The 18,010-nt window shown below is 32.9% G+C and carries 14 protein-coding genes; 13 read left to right on the top strand and 1 reads right to left on the bottom strand.

Annotated features, from left to right (window positions below):
- The first annotated feature begins 189 nt into the window (after positions 1-189).
- From IW18_RS17605 to yidC, 7 genes are all read left to right on the top strand, one after another.
- On the top strand, positions 190-1,281 hold the full coding sequence (locus tag IW18_RS17605; RefSeq protein WP_041519306.1) for a mevalonate kinase family protein: 1,092 nt from the start codon (positions 190-192) through the stop codon (positions 1,279-1,281).
- Between the two features lie 9 nt (positions 1,282-1,290).
- Positions 1,291-2,166: a sugar phosphate nucleotidyltransferase gene (locus IW18_RS17600; protein WP_041519304.1), complete on the top strand. Its 876-nt coding sequence runs from the start codon at positions 1,291-1,293 to the stop codon at positions 2,164-2,166.
- 182 nt (positions 2,167-2,348) lie between these two features.
- Entirely contained in the window at positions 2,349-3,728 is a 1,380-nt protein-coding gene (locus tag IW18_RS17595) for a sugar MFS transporter (protein WP_165587342.1), read from the top strand.
- A 27-nt stretch (positions 3,729-3,755) separates the two neighbouring features.
- Positions 3,756-5,684 carry a glucosamine-6-phosphate deaminase gene (gene nagB / locus IW18_RS17590; protein ID WP_041519303.1) on the top strand — a complete coding sequence of 643 codons (1,929 nt, stop codon included), beginning with the start codon at positions 3,756-3,758 and terminating at the stop codon, positions 5,682-5,684.
- A 278-nt stretch (positions 5,685-5,962) separates the two neighbouring features.
- On the top strand, positions 5,963-6,199 hold the full coding sequence (locus IW18_RS17585; RefSeq protein WP_039117105.1) for a DUF3820 family protein: 237 nt from the start codon (positions 5,963-5,965) through the stop codon (positions 6,197-6,199).
- A 559-nt stretch (positions 6,200-6,758) separates the two neighbouring features.
- Complete coding sequence (locus IW18_RS17580; RefSeq protein WP_041519477.1) at positions 6,759-8,372, top strand: CTP synthase; 1,614 nt, start codon at positions 6,759-6,761, stop codon at positions 8,370-8,372.
- 80 nt (positions 8,373-8,452) lie between these two features.
- On the top strand, positions 8,453-10,360 hold the full coding sequence (gene yidC, locus IW18_RS17575) for a membrane protein insertase YidC (RefSeq protein ID WP_041519301.1): 1,908 nt from the start codon (positions 8,453-8,455) through the stop codon (positions 10,358-10,360).
- A gap of 48 nt (positions 10,361-10,408) precedes the next feature.
- On the opposite strand, the gene IW18_RS17570 is transcribed toward yidC, so the two are convergent.
- Positions 10,409-11,389, bottom strand: a complete 981-nt coding sequence (locus IW18_RS17570) for a fasciclin domain-containing protein (RefSeq protein WP_041519300.1) — start codon at positions 11,387-11,389, stop codon at positions 10,409-10,411.
- Positions 11,390-11,697: 308 nt separating this feature from the next.
- Between IW18_RS17570 and IW18_RS17565 the strand changes: the two genes are divergently transcribed.
- From IW18_RS17565 to IW18_RS17540, 6 genes are all read left to right on the top strand, one after another.
- The gene (locus tag IW18_RS17565) at positions 11,698-12,402 is read left to right on the top strand and encodes a toxin-antitoxin system YwqK family antitoxin (protein ID WP_041519298.1); all 705 of its coding nucleotides are present in this window, start codon (positions 11,698-11,700) and stop codon (positions 12,400-12,402) included.
- Between the two features lie 67 nt (positions 12,403-12,469).
- The gene (locus IW18_RS17560) at positions 12,470-13,522 is read left to right on the top strand and encodes a tetratricopeptide repeat protein (protein WP_041519296.1); all 1,053 of its coding nucleotides are present in this window, start codon (positions 12,470-12,472) and stop codon (positions 13,520-13,522) included.
- 155 nt (positions 13,523-13,677) lie between these two features.
- Positions 13,678-14,865 carry a tRNA 2-thiouridine(34) synthase MnmA gene (gene mnmA, locus IW18_RS17555; protein ID WP_041519295.1) on the top strand — a complete coding sequence of 396 codons (1,188 nt, stop codon included), beginning with the start codon at positions 13,678-13,680 and terminating at the stop codon, positions 14,863-14,865.
- Positions 14,866-14,910: 45 nt separating this feature from the next.
- Positions 14,911-16,512, top strand: coding sequence for a S8 family serine peptidase (locus tag IW18_RS17550; RefSeq protein ID WP_041519293.1), 1,602 nt, complete (start codon positions 14,911-14,913; stop codon positions 16,510-16,512).
- A gap of 12 nt (positions 16,513-16,524) precedes the next feature.
- Positions 16,525-17,469 carry an NAD(P)H-dependent flavin oxidoreductase gene (locus IW18_RS17545; RefSeq protein WP_041519291.1) on the top strand — a complete coding sequence of 315 codons (945 nt, stop codon included), beginning with the start codon at positions 16,525-16,527 and terminating at the stop codon, positions 17,467-17,469.
- Positions 17,470-17,489: 20 nt separating this feature from the next.
- Positions 17,490-17,900: a hypothetical protein gene (locus IW18_RS17540; protein WP_041519290.1), complete on the top strand. Its 411-nt coding sequence runs from the start codon at positions 17,490-17,492 to the stop codon at positions 17,898-17,900.
- Positions 17,901-18,010: the final 110 nt, after the last annotated feature.

The raw sequence follows: 18,010 nt of genomic DNA, 5'->3' as shown, positions 1-18,010 counted from the left end.
TGTAAGAATTATTTAGTGTGCTCGAGAACATTGTTTAAGTGTGTTCGAGCACATTTTTTGTTTTTTTCTTGTTTTATAAAAATATAATATATAGTTTCGTAGAATCAAAATCCCAAAAAACAAATAAATCTATAACCAAACAGCATTGTAATTACTTGTTTTGCAGTGTTTTATTATAAAGAAATATAAGTGAGAAAAATTACTTCATTAGCCCCGGGTCGGACATGTCTCTTTGGAGATCATCAAGATTATTTAGGATTGCCGGTTATAGCCTGTGCAATCGATCGAAATATAAAACTAACCGCAGAACAAAATGACTCAGGTACGTTTGTTCTAAATATGATCGATATTAACGAAGTTCGAATCATTAATATCGATGCAACTTTCGAAACATTAGAGCCGCGCGATTATTTTGCCTCTTCGTTGAGGGTTTTGCGCAGATACGGTTGTGTTCCCAATGTTGGTTACACTATTACAGTAACAGGAAACATTCCTATAAATTCAGGAACATCGAGTTCATCGGCATTATTAATGGCTTGGATTCGATTTTTAGTGGCTGCTTTTGGAGTAGATCGTGAAGTTACACCAGAATTTATCTCGAAAGTTGGATATGAATCTGAAGTTTTAGAACACGGAGAACCAGGCGGAATGATGGATCATTTTAGTATTGGAGTAGGGAATGTGGTTTATATAAATACCAAAGAACCTTTTTCATACAATGTTATTGGTACCGAATTAAAAGGACTAATTACCGGAGTTTCCGGAGTTCCTAAAGAGACAATTGGTTTAATTGGCGAAATTAAGGGCAATGCTTTGATGTCTATAGGAATTGTAAAACAAAATTTCCCTGATTTTGACCTAAATACTTCCGAAATTGGAGATATCGACCGCTATAGAAATTGTTTGCCAGATCGCTTAATTCCGTTTTTTGAGGCAGCATTAAAAAATTATCATTACACCAAAGAAGCCTTAAAAGAGTTTGAAAAACCAGTTTTAGATCTTAAGAAAATTGGAGTATTAATGAATCAGCATCACGAAGTTTTGCGTGATTTATTAAAAATAACTGTACCGCGAATTGATGATATGATCAATGCTGCATTGCGAGCAGGCGCTTACGGTGCAAAAATTGTAGGCTCTGGCGGTGGCGGAAGTATCGTTGTTATTGCAGATCCTGAAAAAGAAAATGTGGTTATAGAAGCCATCTTAAAAGCGGGAGCGCTCGAAGCTTATGCGGTAAACGTAGATCCGGGAGCAAGAATCATTGAAAATATTCAAATTTAAAAAATAAGTATGCACAACAATTTAATTATTCTAGCGGGAGGAGCATCGTCTCGTATGAAAAAAGAAGCTGTTTTAGATAATTTATCGCCAGAAGAAATAGCACAGGCAAACGAAAGAAGTAAAGGTTTAATTGGGGTTGGATCTAGCGGAAGACCATTATTAGATTATCTTTTGTTGAATGCTAAAAAGGCAGGATATAAAAACATTTATATTATTATAGGAGAACAAGGAGAATTGTTTAAAGAGTTTTACGGAAGTCAAAATGTAAATAATGATTTTCACGGACTTAATATTTCATTTGCCGTACAATATATTCCAGAAGGGAGAGTAAAACCATTTGGTACTGCCGATGCATTGTTTCAGGCAGTTGAGCAATTTACAGAGTTGAACACGCAACAATATTCAGTTTGTAATAGTGATAATTTATATTCGGCAGAAGCATTATTAGCATTGAGAGAAACAACCAGTCCAAACGCTTTTATCGCATATGATCGTGATGCATTAGAATTTCCTTCAGAAAGAATTTCTCGTTTTGCAATTGCAAAATTGGATAAAAACAATCAGTTATTAGATATTCTGGAAAAACCATCGGCAGAAGTTTTAAATGATTATAAAGATGTTGAAGGAAAAATTAGAGTAAGTATGAATGCTTTTAAATTTAACGGAAGTACTTTATATGCACATCTAAAAAATTGTCCCGTTCATCCTGAGAGAGATGAAAAAGAATTGCCAACAGTGCTTTTAAATTCAGTAAAAGAAAACCCAAATACAACCTTAGGAATTCCTTTTTCAGAGCACGTTCCTGATTTAACAGCAAAAGAAGATATTGCAGATGTAAAAGAATATTTGCAAAAATATTATCCGGTTTTAGACTGGAATGTATAACAAAAATTAACAAAAAATTGATATCTAATTTACCAATAAGTTTAACTTATTAAAGTACTTTTGCTTCAAATTGCAATTTTTACGCATTCATTTGCATGAAAATTGCAGGATAATTTCAAAAGTGTTGATGCTAATTTAGATTCAAAAAACCAATAATCTATTAATAATCAACCAAAAGTATTATGTCAAACATTGAAAGTGCGTTACAAATAGAAAAGAGGAGTACTATTATTCCGATGATAATCTTAACAGCATTATTTTTTATTCTAGGTTTTGTAACCTGGCTAAACGGTCCTTTAATTCCATTTTTTGAGTTAGCGTGTGAGTTAACCTCTTCTCAGGCATATTTTGTAACATTTGCTTTTTATATTGCCTATTTTGTAATGGCAATACCATCATCTTGGGTAATCGAGAAAGTAGGGTATAAAAACGGAATTTCGTTAGGATTATTAATCATTGCATCAGGTGCATTTATGTTTTATCCGGCAGCAGAAAGCAGAACTTTTATTTTGTTCTTAATTGCATTATTTATAATGGGAACTGGATTAGCAATTTTGCAAACCGCATCAAATCCTTATGTAGTAGTAATTGGTCCAAGAGAAAGTGCGGCAGCTAGAATTAGTGTTTTAGGAATCGCAAATAAATTAGCAGGATTTGTAGCGCCATTAATATTGACAGCTTTAGTTTTGTCAAACATGCAAGAGTTTACCGCAGATAAAATTGCATTATTAGATTCAGTTTCAAAAGCAAATGCCTTAAATTCGCTTGCACTACAATTGCAACAACCTTATATTTATATGGGGTTAATTATTGTAGTTTTGGCATTATTAGTAAAATTATCTCCGCTTCCTGAAATTGATTTGGATGAAGATGGAAATATAACAAATTTGAGTGTTTTTGAACAAATTAAAAACGCATTTAAACGACCTCAATTAGTTTTAGGAGTTGTAACTTTGATGCTTTATTTAGCAGCCGAAGTTTTAGCAGGAGATTCTATAGGTGGTTTCGGGAAACAATTAGGAGTGTATGGCGATGAAGGGAATTTTTACTTAAAACTAACCTCATTTACAATGTCTGCAATGGTTGTTGGATATATATTAGGAATAACATTAATTCCAAAATATCTTTCTCAAGTTACAGCTTTAAAGGCTTCAGGAGCTTTAGGTATAATTTTGGTGTTGTCAATAGTTCTGGTTTCACCAAAAATAATGATTCAGTTACCTGGAATTCCAAGTTTGCCAATTGTAATTCTTTTAGTAGCATTACTTGGTTTGGCAAATGCACTTTGTTGGCCTGCAATTTGGCCAATGGCATTAGAAGATTTAGGAGGATACACAAAAATAGGAAGCGCCATTTTGATTATGGGAATTATTGGAGGAGCAATTTTTCCTTTGTTCTACGGAATGATTACAGAAAGTATTAACGCATCAAATATTGCAAATGGGACACAGGCTGTTTCAAAAAGCGGAAACCAAATTGCATATTTAATGTTACTGCCATCATATTTGATGATTCTTTTTTATGCCATAAAAGGACATAAGTATAGAAGTTGGCACAATTAATCGACAGGAATTATAAATAAATATATCATGTTAAAAAGTAAAATCGACAAAGCAACAGGTTTCGAAAAACGATTCGAAAATATAAACACAGTTGTTTTTGAAAATTCAAACGAAGCTTCGAAAGCTGTTGCTCAAGAAATTGCAGCTTTAATTCAATCCAAACAAAAAGAAAATAAACCTTGTATTTTAGGTTTAGCGACTGGTTCTTCTCCAAAAGGATTATATGCAGAACTAGTGCGTTTGCATAAAGAGGAAGGTTTGAGTTTTAAAAATGTAATAAGTTTTAATTTGGATGAATATTATCCAATGGAACCAAATTCAATCAACAGTTATGTTCGCTTCATGAAAGAATTGTTGTTTGATCACGTCGATATTTTACCTGAAAACGCACATGTGCCGGACGGGCTTTTAACAAAAGAACAAATCGCAGATTATTGTCACAATTACGAAGCTAAAATCGAGGCTTTGGGCGGAATCGATCTTCAAATTTTAGGAATTGGTGGTAACGGACATATAGGTTTTAATGAATCTGGTTCGCTACAAAACTCTAAAACTCGTTTAGTAGCTTTAGATCACATTACAAGAGTTGCGGCAAGTAAAGACTTTTTTGGATTAAATAATACACCAAGAACCGCTATTACACTTGGAGTTAAAAAAATCATGGAAGCCAAAAGAGTTATTTTAATGGCTTGGGGTGAAGGGAAAGCAAATATTGTAAGTAAATCTGCCGAAGGTGAAGTTACGAATAGAATTCCAGCTTCATTTTTGCAAGAACATAATAATGCAGTTTTTGTTTTGGACAAAGAAGCTTCTTCAAAACTAACAAGAATCAATAAACCTTGGTTGGTAGAGAAAATTGTTTGGACAGATAAATTAACTCGCAAAGCAGTTTTAGGATTAGCATTAGATCTTAAAAAACCAATTTTGATGCTTACTGATGCTGATTATATCGAAAACGGAATGAGCGATTTATTGGCAGATTCTGGACCGGCTTACGACACAAACATTAAAATTTTCAATAAATTACAAAATACAATTACAGGTTGGCCAGGTGGAAAACCAAATGCTGATGATACACATCGTCCGGAAAGAGCAGAGCCAGCTAAAAAACGTGTATTGATCTTTAGTCCACATCCAGATGATGATATTATTAGTATGGGTGGAACTTTTATGCGCTTGCAAGAGCAAGGACACGAAGTACACGTTGCATACCAAACTTCGGGAAATATTGCTGTTGCCGATGACGAAGCATTGCGTTTTGCAAGATTCGTAATTGATTACAATGAGAAATTCGGAATCAAAAGTGCAGAAGCGGATGATATCTACAAAAAAGCACAAACCTTTTTAGAGAATAAAAAGAACAGTGAAATTGATATTCCTGAAGTACGTTACATTAAAGGATTAATCAGAAAAGGAGAAGCAAGATCAACAAGTCATTTTGTTGGTTTAACAGATGACCAGATTCATTTTATGGAACTTCCATTTTATGAAACAGGTACAATCGAGAAAAAGCCAATTGGACAAGAAGATATTCAATTGACAATGGATTTAATTGAAAAAATTAAACCACATCAAATCTACGCAGCAGGAGATTTAGCAGATCCACACGGAACGCATAAAGTTTGTCTAGATGCTATTTTTGAAGCTGTAAAAGCTTTAAAACCAAAATCTTTCATGGATGATTGTTGGTTATGGTTGTACCGTGGAGCTTGGCAAGAATGGGGAATTGACGAAGTCGAAATGGCTGTTCCAATGAGCCCAGATCAGGTTTTGGCAAAACGTCACGGAATTTTCAAGCATCAATCTCAAAAAGACGGAGTTGTTTTTCAAGGAACAGATGCCAGAGAATTTTGGCAAAGAGCCGAAGATAGAAATGCAGAAACTGCAGCTTTGTACCACCAATTAGGTTTGGCAACTTATGCAGCGATGGAAGCTTTCGTAAGATGGCATTACTAAAAAGCTGCTATCCCGAGGCTTCGGGACTCAGTTGCTAAGTCGCTAAGATTATTTAGTATTTGAAAATATTCGCCACGAATTCACGAATTAAATTAAATATAATTCGTGAATTCGTGGCGATTTTTTTAGAATCTCTTAAAAAATACACCGATTAGAAATTATTTTAATTCGTATAATCTGTGGCAGAAAATAAAAATAAATAATAGCTTTGCATCAAATAGAAGCAAGAAGAGAGAAAATCTATATTCTTTCATCTTGCTTCTTTCTTCTTTAAAAAAATGGAACCAGACAAAAAACTTCTCATAAAATTAGCCCACACCAAAATGCCCTTCGGGAAATACGAAGGACGATTTTTAATCGATTTACCAGAATATTATGTCGTTTGGTATCATAATAAAGGATTTCCTAATGGAGAATTAGGGCAACAATTGGCGCTTGTTTATGAATTAAAATTAAACGGATTAGAAGAATTAATTCGAAATATTAAGAAACAATACCCTAAACCGTTAAAATAGTAAGAAAAATCTTTTGTTGTTTCGTTTTTTTTATTTATGTTTGATATATAAAAATATTATAATTTTTAAAAATAAATTGATACCACAAATTCAAGCCTGAATGTATACATGTGTACAAGTCATTATTTTTAAAAGATAATATTTAATACATAAAAATATTATAATTTATTAAAACATATTGATACCACAGAATTCAAGCCTGAATTTTTTAATGTGTACAAGTCAATGTTTTGAAGATTATAATATTTTTTTTTTTGGCTAAATTTACTTCAATAGGAACAAGTGTAGTTGACAGACGCAAGAATTTTTTTTTAGTTCAAATTGATTTTACAGTATGTGGAATCATTTTATCGAGTCAAAAAAACAATATCGAAAACGTATTTTAAGAGTATTCTTCAAAAAAAGCTCTAATAAAAAGTTAAAATTATCGATTACAAAACCTAGTAATCGTTCTCTTTAAAAATTTGCAAATTATCTCATTCCCTAATTGATAAATTATCTAATTAAATTTGTACTTTTGCCAAGTTTTTTACACAACTACAATACAAACAACAACAGAATGAATCAAACAAAATATATTTTTGTTACAGGCGGTGTGACTTCTTCATTAGGAAAAGGTATTATCGCGGCATCTTTAGCAAAATTGTTACAAGGAAGAGGATATCGTACAACTATTCAAAAATTTGATCCATATATTAATGTGGATCCAGGTACTTTAAATCCATACGAACACGGAGAGTGTTATGTAACAGATGATGGTGCAGAAACAGATTTAGATTTAGGTCACTACGAGCGTTTCTTGAATGTTCCTACTTCTCAAGCGAATAATGTTACTACAGGAAGAGTTTATCTTTCAGTAATCGAAAAAGAAAGAAGAGGAGAATTTTTAGGAAAAACAGTTCAGGTTGTTCCTCATATTACAAACGAAATCAAAGACAGAATGCAATTGCTAGGTAAATCTGGCGATTATGATATTGTTATTACTGAAATTGGTGGAACTGTTGGTGATATTGAATCCTTACCTTATATAGAGTCAGTTCGTCAGTTAGTTTGGGAATTAGGAGAAAATAATGGAATCGTTATTCATTTAACGTTAGTTCCTTATTTGGCTGCTGCCGGTGAGTTAAAAACAAAACCGACACAACACTCTGTAAAAACTTTGATGGAAAGTGGTATCAAAGCAGATATCTTGGTTTGTAGAACAGAGCACGAACTTTCTGATGAATTGCGTAGTAAATTGGCATTATTTTGTAATGTAAAAAGAGAAGCAGTAATTCAGTCTATTGATGCATCAACAATATACGAAGTTCCAAATTTAATGCTTGAAGAAGGATTAGATGTTGTGGCTTTAAAGAAATTAGATTTACCTAAAAAAGCAGCTCCGGATTTAAAAAACTGGAACACTTTTTTACGCAGATTAAAAAATCCAAAACATACCGTAAATATTGGTTTGATTGGGAAATACGTAGAAATGCAAGATTGTTACAAATCTATTTTAGAGGCGTTTATACATGCGGGAGCTTCTAACGAAACAAAAGTAAACGTTATTTCTATTCACTCAGAGCATATTAATAGTGACAATGTTGAAGAAAAATTAGGACCTCTTGATGGAGTTTTAGTTGCACCTGGATTTGGAGAAAGAGGTATTGAAGGAAAAATTGAAGCAGTTCGTTATGCGCGTGAAAATAACATTCCGTTTTTCGGAATTTGTTTAGGAATGCAAATGTCAGTTATCGAGTATTCTAGAAATATCTTAGGTTATAAAGAAGCAAATTCAACAGAGATGAATGAGAATACTCCTCATCCGGTTGTGAATTTGATGGAAGAGCAAAAAACAGTTACTGATAAAGGTGGAACAATGCGTCTTGGAGCTTGGAAATGTGATATTAAACCAAACACATTAGCGCATAAAATTTACGGACAAACGACTATTTCAGAGCGACACCGTCACCGTTATGAGTATAACAACAAATACGCAGACGAATTACAAAAAGCTGGTTTAAAAGCTTCAGGAGTAAATCCGGATACAGGTTTAGTAGAAATAGTAGAACTTGAAAATCATCCGTTTTTTATTGGAGTACAATACCATCCAGAATACAAAAGTACGGTTGCAAACCCGCATCCAATTTTTGTGAATTTTGTAGCAGCTGCAGTAAATACGCATAAAAAATAATAATTAATTCTGAAAGGATGTAACGTTTGAGTCAAACTCATAACTAATAGCCTTAAACGAATAACCTTTTTTAAATTATAATGGAAGAAAAAAAATTTGATCTTAATTCAATCATTGGTTTTGTATTGATATTTGGTATTTTGATTTGGATTATGTACCAAAATCAGCCTTCTGACAAAGAGATTGCTGCTGAAAAAGCCAAGAAAGAATTAGTTGCCAAGCAAGAAGCGCAAGCTCAGGCTGATAAAACTAAAACAGCTGTTTTGCCAGTTGCTGCTACAGCAACTCCGGGAGATACAGTTCAATTGGCAAAATTACAAAAATCATTAGGAGGTTTTGCTTATTCAGCTACACTTCCTTCTGCTAAAGAAGGTTTTACAACTATTGAAAACGAAAAGATGATACTAAAAATCGCCAACAAAGGTGGTTATATAGTTGAAGCTACTCTAAAAGAATTCAAAAGATTTGAGAAAAATTCTGGACAATTAGTAGAATTGATCAAAGACAATAATTCTAATCTAAATATTCAATTACAAACAACAGATAATAGAACTTTAAACTCTAAAGATCTTTATTTTGAGCCAACGTTAACTAAAAACGGAGCAGATCAAATTTTGACTATGCGTTTGAAAGCTGGCGAAAATGAGTTTTTAGAATACAAATATATATTGAAACCAAACGATTATTTAGTTGGTTTTGATATTCGTTCTCAAGGATTAAATAAAGTTTTAAATTCTTCAAAACCATTAGATTTACAATGGGATTTAAAGAGTTATAGAAATGAAAAAAGTGTTTCTATTGAAAAGAGATATGCTCAAATTGAGTATGAGTATGGTGATGAAAAATACAGCTCAGTAAGTCATGGTGTTGGAAAAGAAGATACTCCTGAAAAAGTAAGTTACATTGCTTTCAAACAGCACTTTTTTGCGGCTATTTTAGCAACCGATAAACCATTCGAAAAATCTAAGTTACAATCTGATGATTTAGTTAAAGATGAAATAATAGATACAACTTATATCAAACAATTTAAAGCTACAGTTCCTTTAGCTTTTTCTAATGGAGAAGTTGATTATAAAATGAACTGGTATTTTGGACCATCTGATTATAAAACTTTAAAATCTTACGATAAAAATTTCGAGAAAATTATTCCATTAGGTTGGGGAATTTTCGGATGGATTAACAAGTGGGTTTTTATTCCATTATTCGGTTTCTTAAGTTCTACAATGGGATTGTCTTTAGGAATTGCCATTATCATTTTTACTATTATTGTTAAATTGGCTATGTCGCCAATTACTTATAAATCATTCTTGTCTCAGGCTAAAATGAAAGTTTTACGTCCTGAAATTACAGAGTTGGGAGAAAAATTCAAAAAAGACCCAATGAAGAAACAACAAGAAACAATGAAGTTGTACAACAAAGCAGGAGTAAACCCAATGGCAGGATGTATTCCGGCATTGATTCAGCTTCCTTTTATGTATGCTTCATTCCAGTTCTTCCCGTCAGCTTTTGAGTTAAGACAAAAAAGTTTCTTATGGGCAGACGATTTATCATCATTTGATGCTGTTGTAAAATTACCATTCAACATTCCATTATACGGAAGTCACATTAGTTTGTTCCCAATTTTGGCAGCAATTGCGATTTTCTTTTATATGAAAATGACATCTGGAGATCAGCAAATGGCCGCTCCTCAACAAGAAGGTATGCCGGATATGGCAAAAATGATGAAAATCATGATTTACGTTTCGCCATTAATGATGTTAATTTTCTTTAATAGTTATGGTGCAGGTTTGAGTTTATATAACTTTATCTCTAACTTAATTACAATTGGAATTATGTTTGTAATTAAAAACTATATTGTTGACAGTGATAAAATTCATGCTCAAATTCAAGAAAATAAATTGAAAGAGCCTAAAAAACAAAGCAAGTTTCAGCAACGTCTACAAGAGGTGATGGAGCAACAAGAAGCTGCAAAAGGCAAAAAGAAATAATTAGAATTTTATAAAAAAAAACCGCTGTAAATAGCGGTTTTTTTTTGTTTAAAATTTTGGCAATAAGACTTTGTCAATCACATGAATTATGCCGTTTGAACACTGCACATCTGTTGCAACAATAGTACTGACTCTTCCATTTGTATCAGTAATTTTTGCCCCTCCTGTCAATCCAATTGTGAAATTTTGTCCTGCAAAAGTGCTTACTACTTGACCGTTCGTTAAAGAAGTTGAAAGTACATTGGCACCTGCGACCACATGATATTTTAGAGTTGTTTCTAAAACATTTGCAGGAATTGCGGCAAGTCCTGAATATCCGGTTTCAGTTAGAAAACTTGTGAAAGCAGCATTTGTTGGCGCAAAAACAGTGAAAGGTGAACTAGCTGTTCCAGATAATATTCCGGCAAATCCGGACGATGGATTGTAAGTCAAAGCGGCTACAAGAGTTGTGAAATTTTTATTTGCAATGGCATGATTTACAATTGTAGGTAAACCAATTACACCATCAACAACATGAATGATACCGTTTGAAGCTTCAATGTCAGCAGTTGTTACAGTAGCACCTCCATTTGTTTTTCCTCCATTAATATCGAATCCTGTTCCTTTTTCCAGATACATACTTAATGTGTTTGAAGTCGATGCAGTTCCTTTGGCTAAAGTTTTTACGTAGCCAGTTGCAATTTCCGTCGATTTTACTTTGGTGACTAAAACGTGATTAAGTAATATTTCTTTTAAAGCAGCAACAGGAACTGCATCTAAATTTGCATAACCCTTAGCGCTTAAAAAAGCACTAAAAGCTGTGTTGGTAGGTGCAAAAACGGTATAAGTACCGGAAGAATTCAGTGTAGTTGCCAAATCTGCTTTTTCTAAAGCTGCAACTAGTGAGCTTAAATTAGGGTTTGCTTTCGCAATTGAAACGATTGTTTTTGATTGTTGAGACGAATCATCATTATCGTTGTTGTTACATGAAATACTGACGAAAGCAATTAATGCTAATAAAGCAATTAATTTAATTTTGATTGTTTTCATAATATAGTTTTTTTTCGTTTGTTACCACTAAGTTATTTATTTTGTTTAACAAAATGACTAAAAAGTTAAACAAATATTAAGTTTGGCTATATTTTAACTGTTTTGTTTAGTGTTTTATGTTGTTGATTTTTAGTTAATTATGTTTGTTTCGCTTTTGTTTTCGCTGTTTTTATATGAAGTAATTGTAAATGAAAGGTTAAACAGAAATTAAAGTGAATATTATCGTTTGGAGCTTCGAATAAAGTCAAAATGGTTATACTTTTGCGATACTAAAACTGAATTTTTGTTGTTATATAGAAAACTGAATTATGAAAAATTTTTGGATTTTACTTTTTATTAGTGCTGTAGCCTTTTCTCAAGAGTTTAATAAAGTAGATGCTAACGGAAAAAAAGACGGCGTTTGGAAAGGAACATACGAAGTTTCAAAACGTCCTCGTTATGAAGGAACTTTTAATCACGGAAAAGAAACTGGAATTTTTAAATTTTTCGATGACACTAAAAAAGGAGATGTTTTAGCAACTCGTGATTTTACGGCAAATGACGGAACTTCGTATACTATTTTTTATGACCAGAGTAAGAATATAGTAAGTGAAGGAAAAGAACTTGGTAAAGTGCATGAAGGAGAGTGGAAGTATTATCATAAAGCTTCTAAAGTATTGATGACGCTTGAAAATTATAAAAATGGAAAGTTAGAAGGTGCAAGAACGGTGTATTATCCAAACTCAAAAATTGCTGAAGAAGTAAGTTACAAAGACGGCTTAAAGGAGGGGATTTATAAAAAATACGGTCAAAACGGAATTCTTTTAGAGCAAAGTACTTATAAAAAGGATGAATATAATGGTGATGCCATTTTTTATGACGCCGATGGAGTTGTAGCTTCAAAAGGGAAATTTGTCAATGGAAAAAAAGCGAATATATGGCAGTTTTACTTAAAAGGTAAATTAACCAAAGAAGTAAATATGAGCGACCCCAAAAGCAGTTACCAAGTAGATTCAAAGCCTAAAATGAATTAGATTTTTATTTTAAAAACTGGTATTTTAAATTAAATACTTAAGTTTATAATCTAAAAAACTAATCTTTATGAAGATCAAAACTTTACTTTTATTTTTATTGTTCTCAGGTGCTTATGCGCAAAATCAAGTTGAAGCTGAAAAGCTTATAAATGAAGGCGTCGCACTCCATGATAAAGGAGATTATCAAGGAGCAATCGATAAATATAGTAAAGCATTAGAGGTTGATAAGGATAATTTGCTTGCGTATTCAGAAAAAGCAATGTCTCTAAACGCAACTGGTAAATATGATGAATCAATAAAAGTTGCTAAATTGGCTATTGCAACACATTCAAACGATGATCTTAGTAATTTATATGTAAGTTATGCTAATTCATTAGATCACTTAAAAAAGACTGATGAATCTTTAAAAATCTATGACGAGGGAATTGAGAAATTTCCTAATTACTATCAATTATATTTTAATAAAGGAATTTGTTACGCTAACATGAATAAGCGTGATGATGCTATTCTTTGTTTTCAGAAATCGCTTAAAATTAATCCAAAGCATGCAGGTTCTTTAAATGCAATTGGAACTCTTGAAATGGGGGAACATAGAATTCCAGCAGTTTTAGCCTTTTCAAGGTTTTTAATTGTAGAACCGCAAACATCTCGATCTAAGAAAAACTTTAAAAGCTTACAGAGTTTATTAATGCAAGGTGTTACCCAAACCGGAACAAAATCTATTTCCATAAACATTAATGCAGCTAGCCTTCCTGATTCTACAGGAACAGCAAATAAAAAAGAAAATGATTTTTCGATAACAGATCTGATTTTGTCAATGGATGCTGCCTTAGATTTTGATAAAAAAAATATTAAGAAAACTGACGTTGAGAATTTTATTAGAAAATTTGAAACTATTTGTGCATCTCTTGACGAAGTAAAGAATGATAATTATGGCTTTTACTGGGCTACTTTCGTTCCCTATTTTCTTGAAATGAAAAAGAAAAAGTTAATTGAACCTTTTGCGTATATCGTCTATGTTGATTCAGGTACTGAAGATGTTGTAAAATGGCATAAGAAAAATCAGGATGAATTAGATAAATTCTATGCTTGGTCAAAAGATTACAATTGGAAGAAATAGTTTTTAAATTGATTAACTGTTTTAATTAATTTATTTCAAACAAATAACATAATAAGTTTTATCTACAATGTCATTACATAAACTAATCAAAACTACTGCAATTATCAAAAATACGGCTTATCTTTGCACCCTTGTAAAAATATAAACGATTTAGAATGAAACGTGTAGTTGTTGGACTTTCTGGTGGAGTAGATTCGAGTGTTGCTGCTTATTTATTGCAACAACAAGGATACGAAGTTATTGGGCTTTTTATGAAAAACTGGCACGATGATTCGGTTACTATTTCTAACGAATGTCCTTGGTTAGAAGATAGTAATGATGCTTTATTAGTAGCTGAAAAACTTGGAATACCGTTTCAAACTGTCGATTTAAGCGAAGAATACAAAGAAAAAATCGTTGATTATATGTTCAACGAATACGAAAAAGGAAGAACTCCAAATCCTGATGTGCTTTGTAATCGCGAAATCAAATTTGATGTTTTCATGAAAATTGCTTTAAGTCTTGGTGCAGATTATGTTGCAACAGGACATTATTGTCAAAAAAATGAAATTGAAGTTGATGGAAAACCAATGTATCAATTGATTGCCGGAGCTGATAATAATAAAGATCAATCGTATTTTTTATGTCAATTGTCGCAAGATCAATTGTCAAAAGCATTATTTCCAATTGGGGCATTAACAAAACCGGAAGTTCGCGAAATCGCTGCTGAAATGGAATTGGTAACGGCCGAGAAGAAAGATTCTCAAGGTTTATGTTTTATTGGAAAAGTTCGTTTACCTGAATTTTTGCAGCAAAAATTACAACCAAAAGAAGGTAAAATTATTCAAATTGACAAAAACGATCCAATTTATACAGTTGAAATACCAGCTGGATTATCTTTAGAAGAAGTATTGAAAATAGAGGCTCAAAAACCTGCTTATCTTCCAACAATGGGAAAAGTAATGGGAAATCATCAAGGAGCACATTATTTTACAAACGGACAAAGAAAAGGATTGAATGTTGGTGGAACTACGGATCCGTTATTTGTTATTGCTACAGATGTTGATACCAATACAATTTATACAGGTTTAACTAGCAATCATCCTGGATTGTTTAAAAAAGCTTTATTCGTTGATAAATCTGAAGTACACTGGATTCGTACAGATTTAACTTTAAAAGTTGGTGAAACTTTAGAAGTTATGGCGAGAATTCGTTACCGTCAGCCTTTGCAAAAAGCAACTTTGCACCAATTCGAAAACGGAATGTATGTTCGTTTTGATGAGCCTCAGTCAGCAATTACTGAAGGTCAGTTCGTAGCTTGGTATTTCGATAATGAATTAGTTGGTTCGGGAGTAATTTCATAGCTTTATACTTTCTTAAATAGGTTTAACCTTTTAAAAAAGTATATTATGAAGTTCAATTTCTTGTTATTTTTGCTTCTAATTTCTTCTGTGATGTTTTCGCAAGAAGATGCCTGGGTATACTTTAAGAGTAAACCAAATGCACAATCCTATCTGGATAATCCATTAAATATGCTTTCGGCTCGGTCTTTAGAGCGAAGAACCAATCAAAGTATTGCCTTGAATAGTACCGATGCTCCAATAGAAGCATCCTATATTAATCAGGTAAAATTGAGTTCAGGAATCACTATAAAGGCAAAATCTAAATGGTTAAATGCGCTTCATATACAAGGAACTCAGGGTAATGTTTTGGCTCTTAAATCGCTTTCATTTGTAGATAAAGTTGTTTTTGCAGATCGAACTTTAAATACCACTTCTAAAAAAGTTTCGACAGATCAAGTTAATAAGACAAGTGACAAGCTAAAAACGACAATTGATTATGCCTATGGATCATCAGGAAGTCAAATTCAAATGCTTAACGGGCAAATTTTACATCAACAAAATAAAACAGGTTCAGGTAAAATAATTGCTGTTTTGGATGCAGGATTTCCTGGAGTAAATACAGCTCAGCCATTCAAAAAATTAGTTGATAATCACCAGATTCTTGGAGGTTATGATTTTGTGAACCGAAACGAAAATTTCTATACAGGGGACGATCACGGAACTATGGTGCTTTCGACAATGGGCGGTTACAAGGAGAATGCTTTGGTTGGAACTGCGCCTGATGCTTCGTACTATTTGTTTATTACAGAATATGACCCTACAGAAACTCCAGTCGAAGAATCGTATTGGGTTGAAGCGGCGGAAAAAGCCGATAGTTTAGGAGTTGATATTATAACCACTTCGTTAGGTTATTTTGCTTTTGATAATCCAAATTATAGTCATTTGTATAGTGATATGAATGGATCAACAAATTTTATTTCTCGTGGTGCAGAAATCGCCTTTAGCAAAGGGATAATTGTTGTAGCCTCTGCAGGAAATGAAGGAAATAAAGCTGAGCCTCATATTGGTGCACCAGCAGATGCAGTTTCGGTAATTACAGTTGGAGGAGTTACAGCTTCAAAAACAAAATCTAGTTTTAGTTCTATAGGTCCAAGTTATGATGGTCGAATAAAACCTGATGTTATGGCTTTGGGAAGCTCCGCCGTAATTTCAGATGCATTAGGAACGATAAGAGTCGCCGATGGAACCTCATTTTCATGTCCTATTATGGCAGGAATGATTGCTTGTTTATGGCAGGCTTTTCCGTCGAAAACCAATAAAGAAATCAGGCAGATGATTTTGGCATCTTCAGATCGATATAATTCTCCTAACAATAGTTATGGTTATGGAATTCCAAATTTTGGAGCTACTTTAGGAGTAGAGACTTTTGAAACTTCTTCATCTCTTTTTTCTGTGTTTCCAAATCCAGTTCAAACAACAGTTTCATTTTTGTTCCAAAGTGATACAGCTTCAATTTCAATTTATTCTGTTTTAGGGCAAAAAGTAATTGAGAAGCAGATAACCAATCAAAACCCAAATCTTTCTATTGAAATGCTAAAAAGCGGATTGTATTTTTATACTTTTGAAGCTGATGGTTTGCATAAAACAGGAAAGATAATCAAACAATAATAGCATTTTTGAATGAATAGAATTACAGAACTTTTTAAAATAAAATATCCAATTATTCAAGGCGGAATGATCTGGAATAGTGGATATAAGTTGGCTTCGGCCGTTAGTAATGCAGGAGGTTTAGGACTTATAGGAGCTGGATCAATGTATCCTGAAGTTTTAAGAGAACATATTCAGAAATGTAAAAAAGCAACCGATAAACCTTTTGGTGTCAATATTCCGATGTTGTACCCAAATATCGAAGAAATCATAAATATTGTGATCGAAGAAGGAGTGAAGATTATTTTTACTTCTGCCGGAAATCCTAAAACGTGGACTTCTTTTTTGAAAGAAAAAGGAATTACTGTTGTTCATGTTGTAAGTAGTAGTGTTTTTGCTTTAAAAGCACAAGAAGCAGGAGTTGATGCTATTGTTGCCGAAGGTTTTGAGGCAGGTGGACACAATGGTCGTGACGAAACAACCACTCTGACACTAATTCCGATGGTGAAAGAAAAAATTCAAATTCCTATTATTGCAGCCGGAGGAATTGCTACGGGTAGAGGAATGCTCGCTGCAATGGTTTTAGGTGCAGATGGTGTACAAGTTGGAAGTCGTTTTGCGGCTTCGATAGAATCTTCTGCTCACAATAACTTTAAAGAAACAATCGTTAGAGTTAAAGAAGGAGATACGCAATTAACATTGAAAGAATTGGCGCCGGTGCGTTTGATAAAAAATAAGTTCTATCAGGATGTACAGGAGTTGTATGAACAATGTCCTTCGAAAGAAGATTTAGTGCAGCTTTTAGGCAGAGCAAGAGCAAAAAAAGGAATGTTTGAAGGCGATCTTGAAGAGGGAGAACTAGAGATTGGTCAAATCGCTGGATTAATTCATGAAATTTTACCTGTAGAACAAATTATTCAAGAAATGGTAGCAGATTTTGAAGTTGCTTGTTTAGAAAAAGCTAAATTTGAGTTTTAATTACCTGCTAGAAATATAACATGAATTCCATACGAAATTATATATTATTACTTTTTTTAGGATTTGGTCTGCAACAAGTTCAAAGCCAGTCGTATCACTTTAAAACATCAGGATTTAGTGTATTAGAGAAAAACGAAAGAGGGAAATGGGGCGAATGGTCGAATCTTGACCTAGTCAATTTATCGGTAATTTTAGATACCAATAAACATAGAATTGTCGTGTATTCGCAAGAAATTCAGCTTTTTAGTATTTTGGATTATATTGAGCGTGAAGAAAATGATACCGATATTGTTTACTCTTTTATGTGCAAAGATAATGATGGAAAAGACTGTAAACTTTCTATAATTACGCGTAAAAAACAAGATTACCGCAAGCAACTTTACATTAACTACGACGATCACATTATTGTTTATAATATTATTACTGTGTGATTTTAGAAAACGCTATAAACTAATAAACCCGACAGATCTTAAAAACCTGTCGGGTTTACTATATAAAAAAAACTTAGTGCCTTAGCATCTGAGTATCTTAGTATCTTTTT

The sequence above is a fragment of the Flavobacterium hibernum genome (assembly GCF_000832125.1).
Taxonomy (GTDB): domain Bacteria; phylum Bacteroidota; class Bacteroidia; order Flavobacteriales; family Flavobacteriaceae; genus Flavobacterium; species Flavobacterium hibernum.
This window is presented reverse-complemented; position numbering and strand designations above follow the sequence as displayed.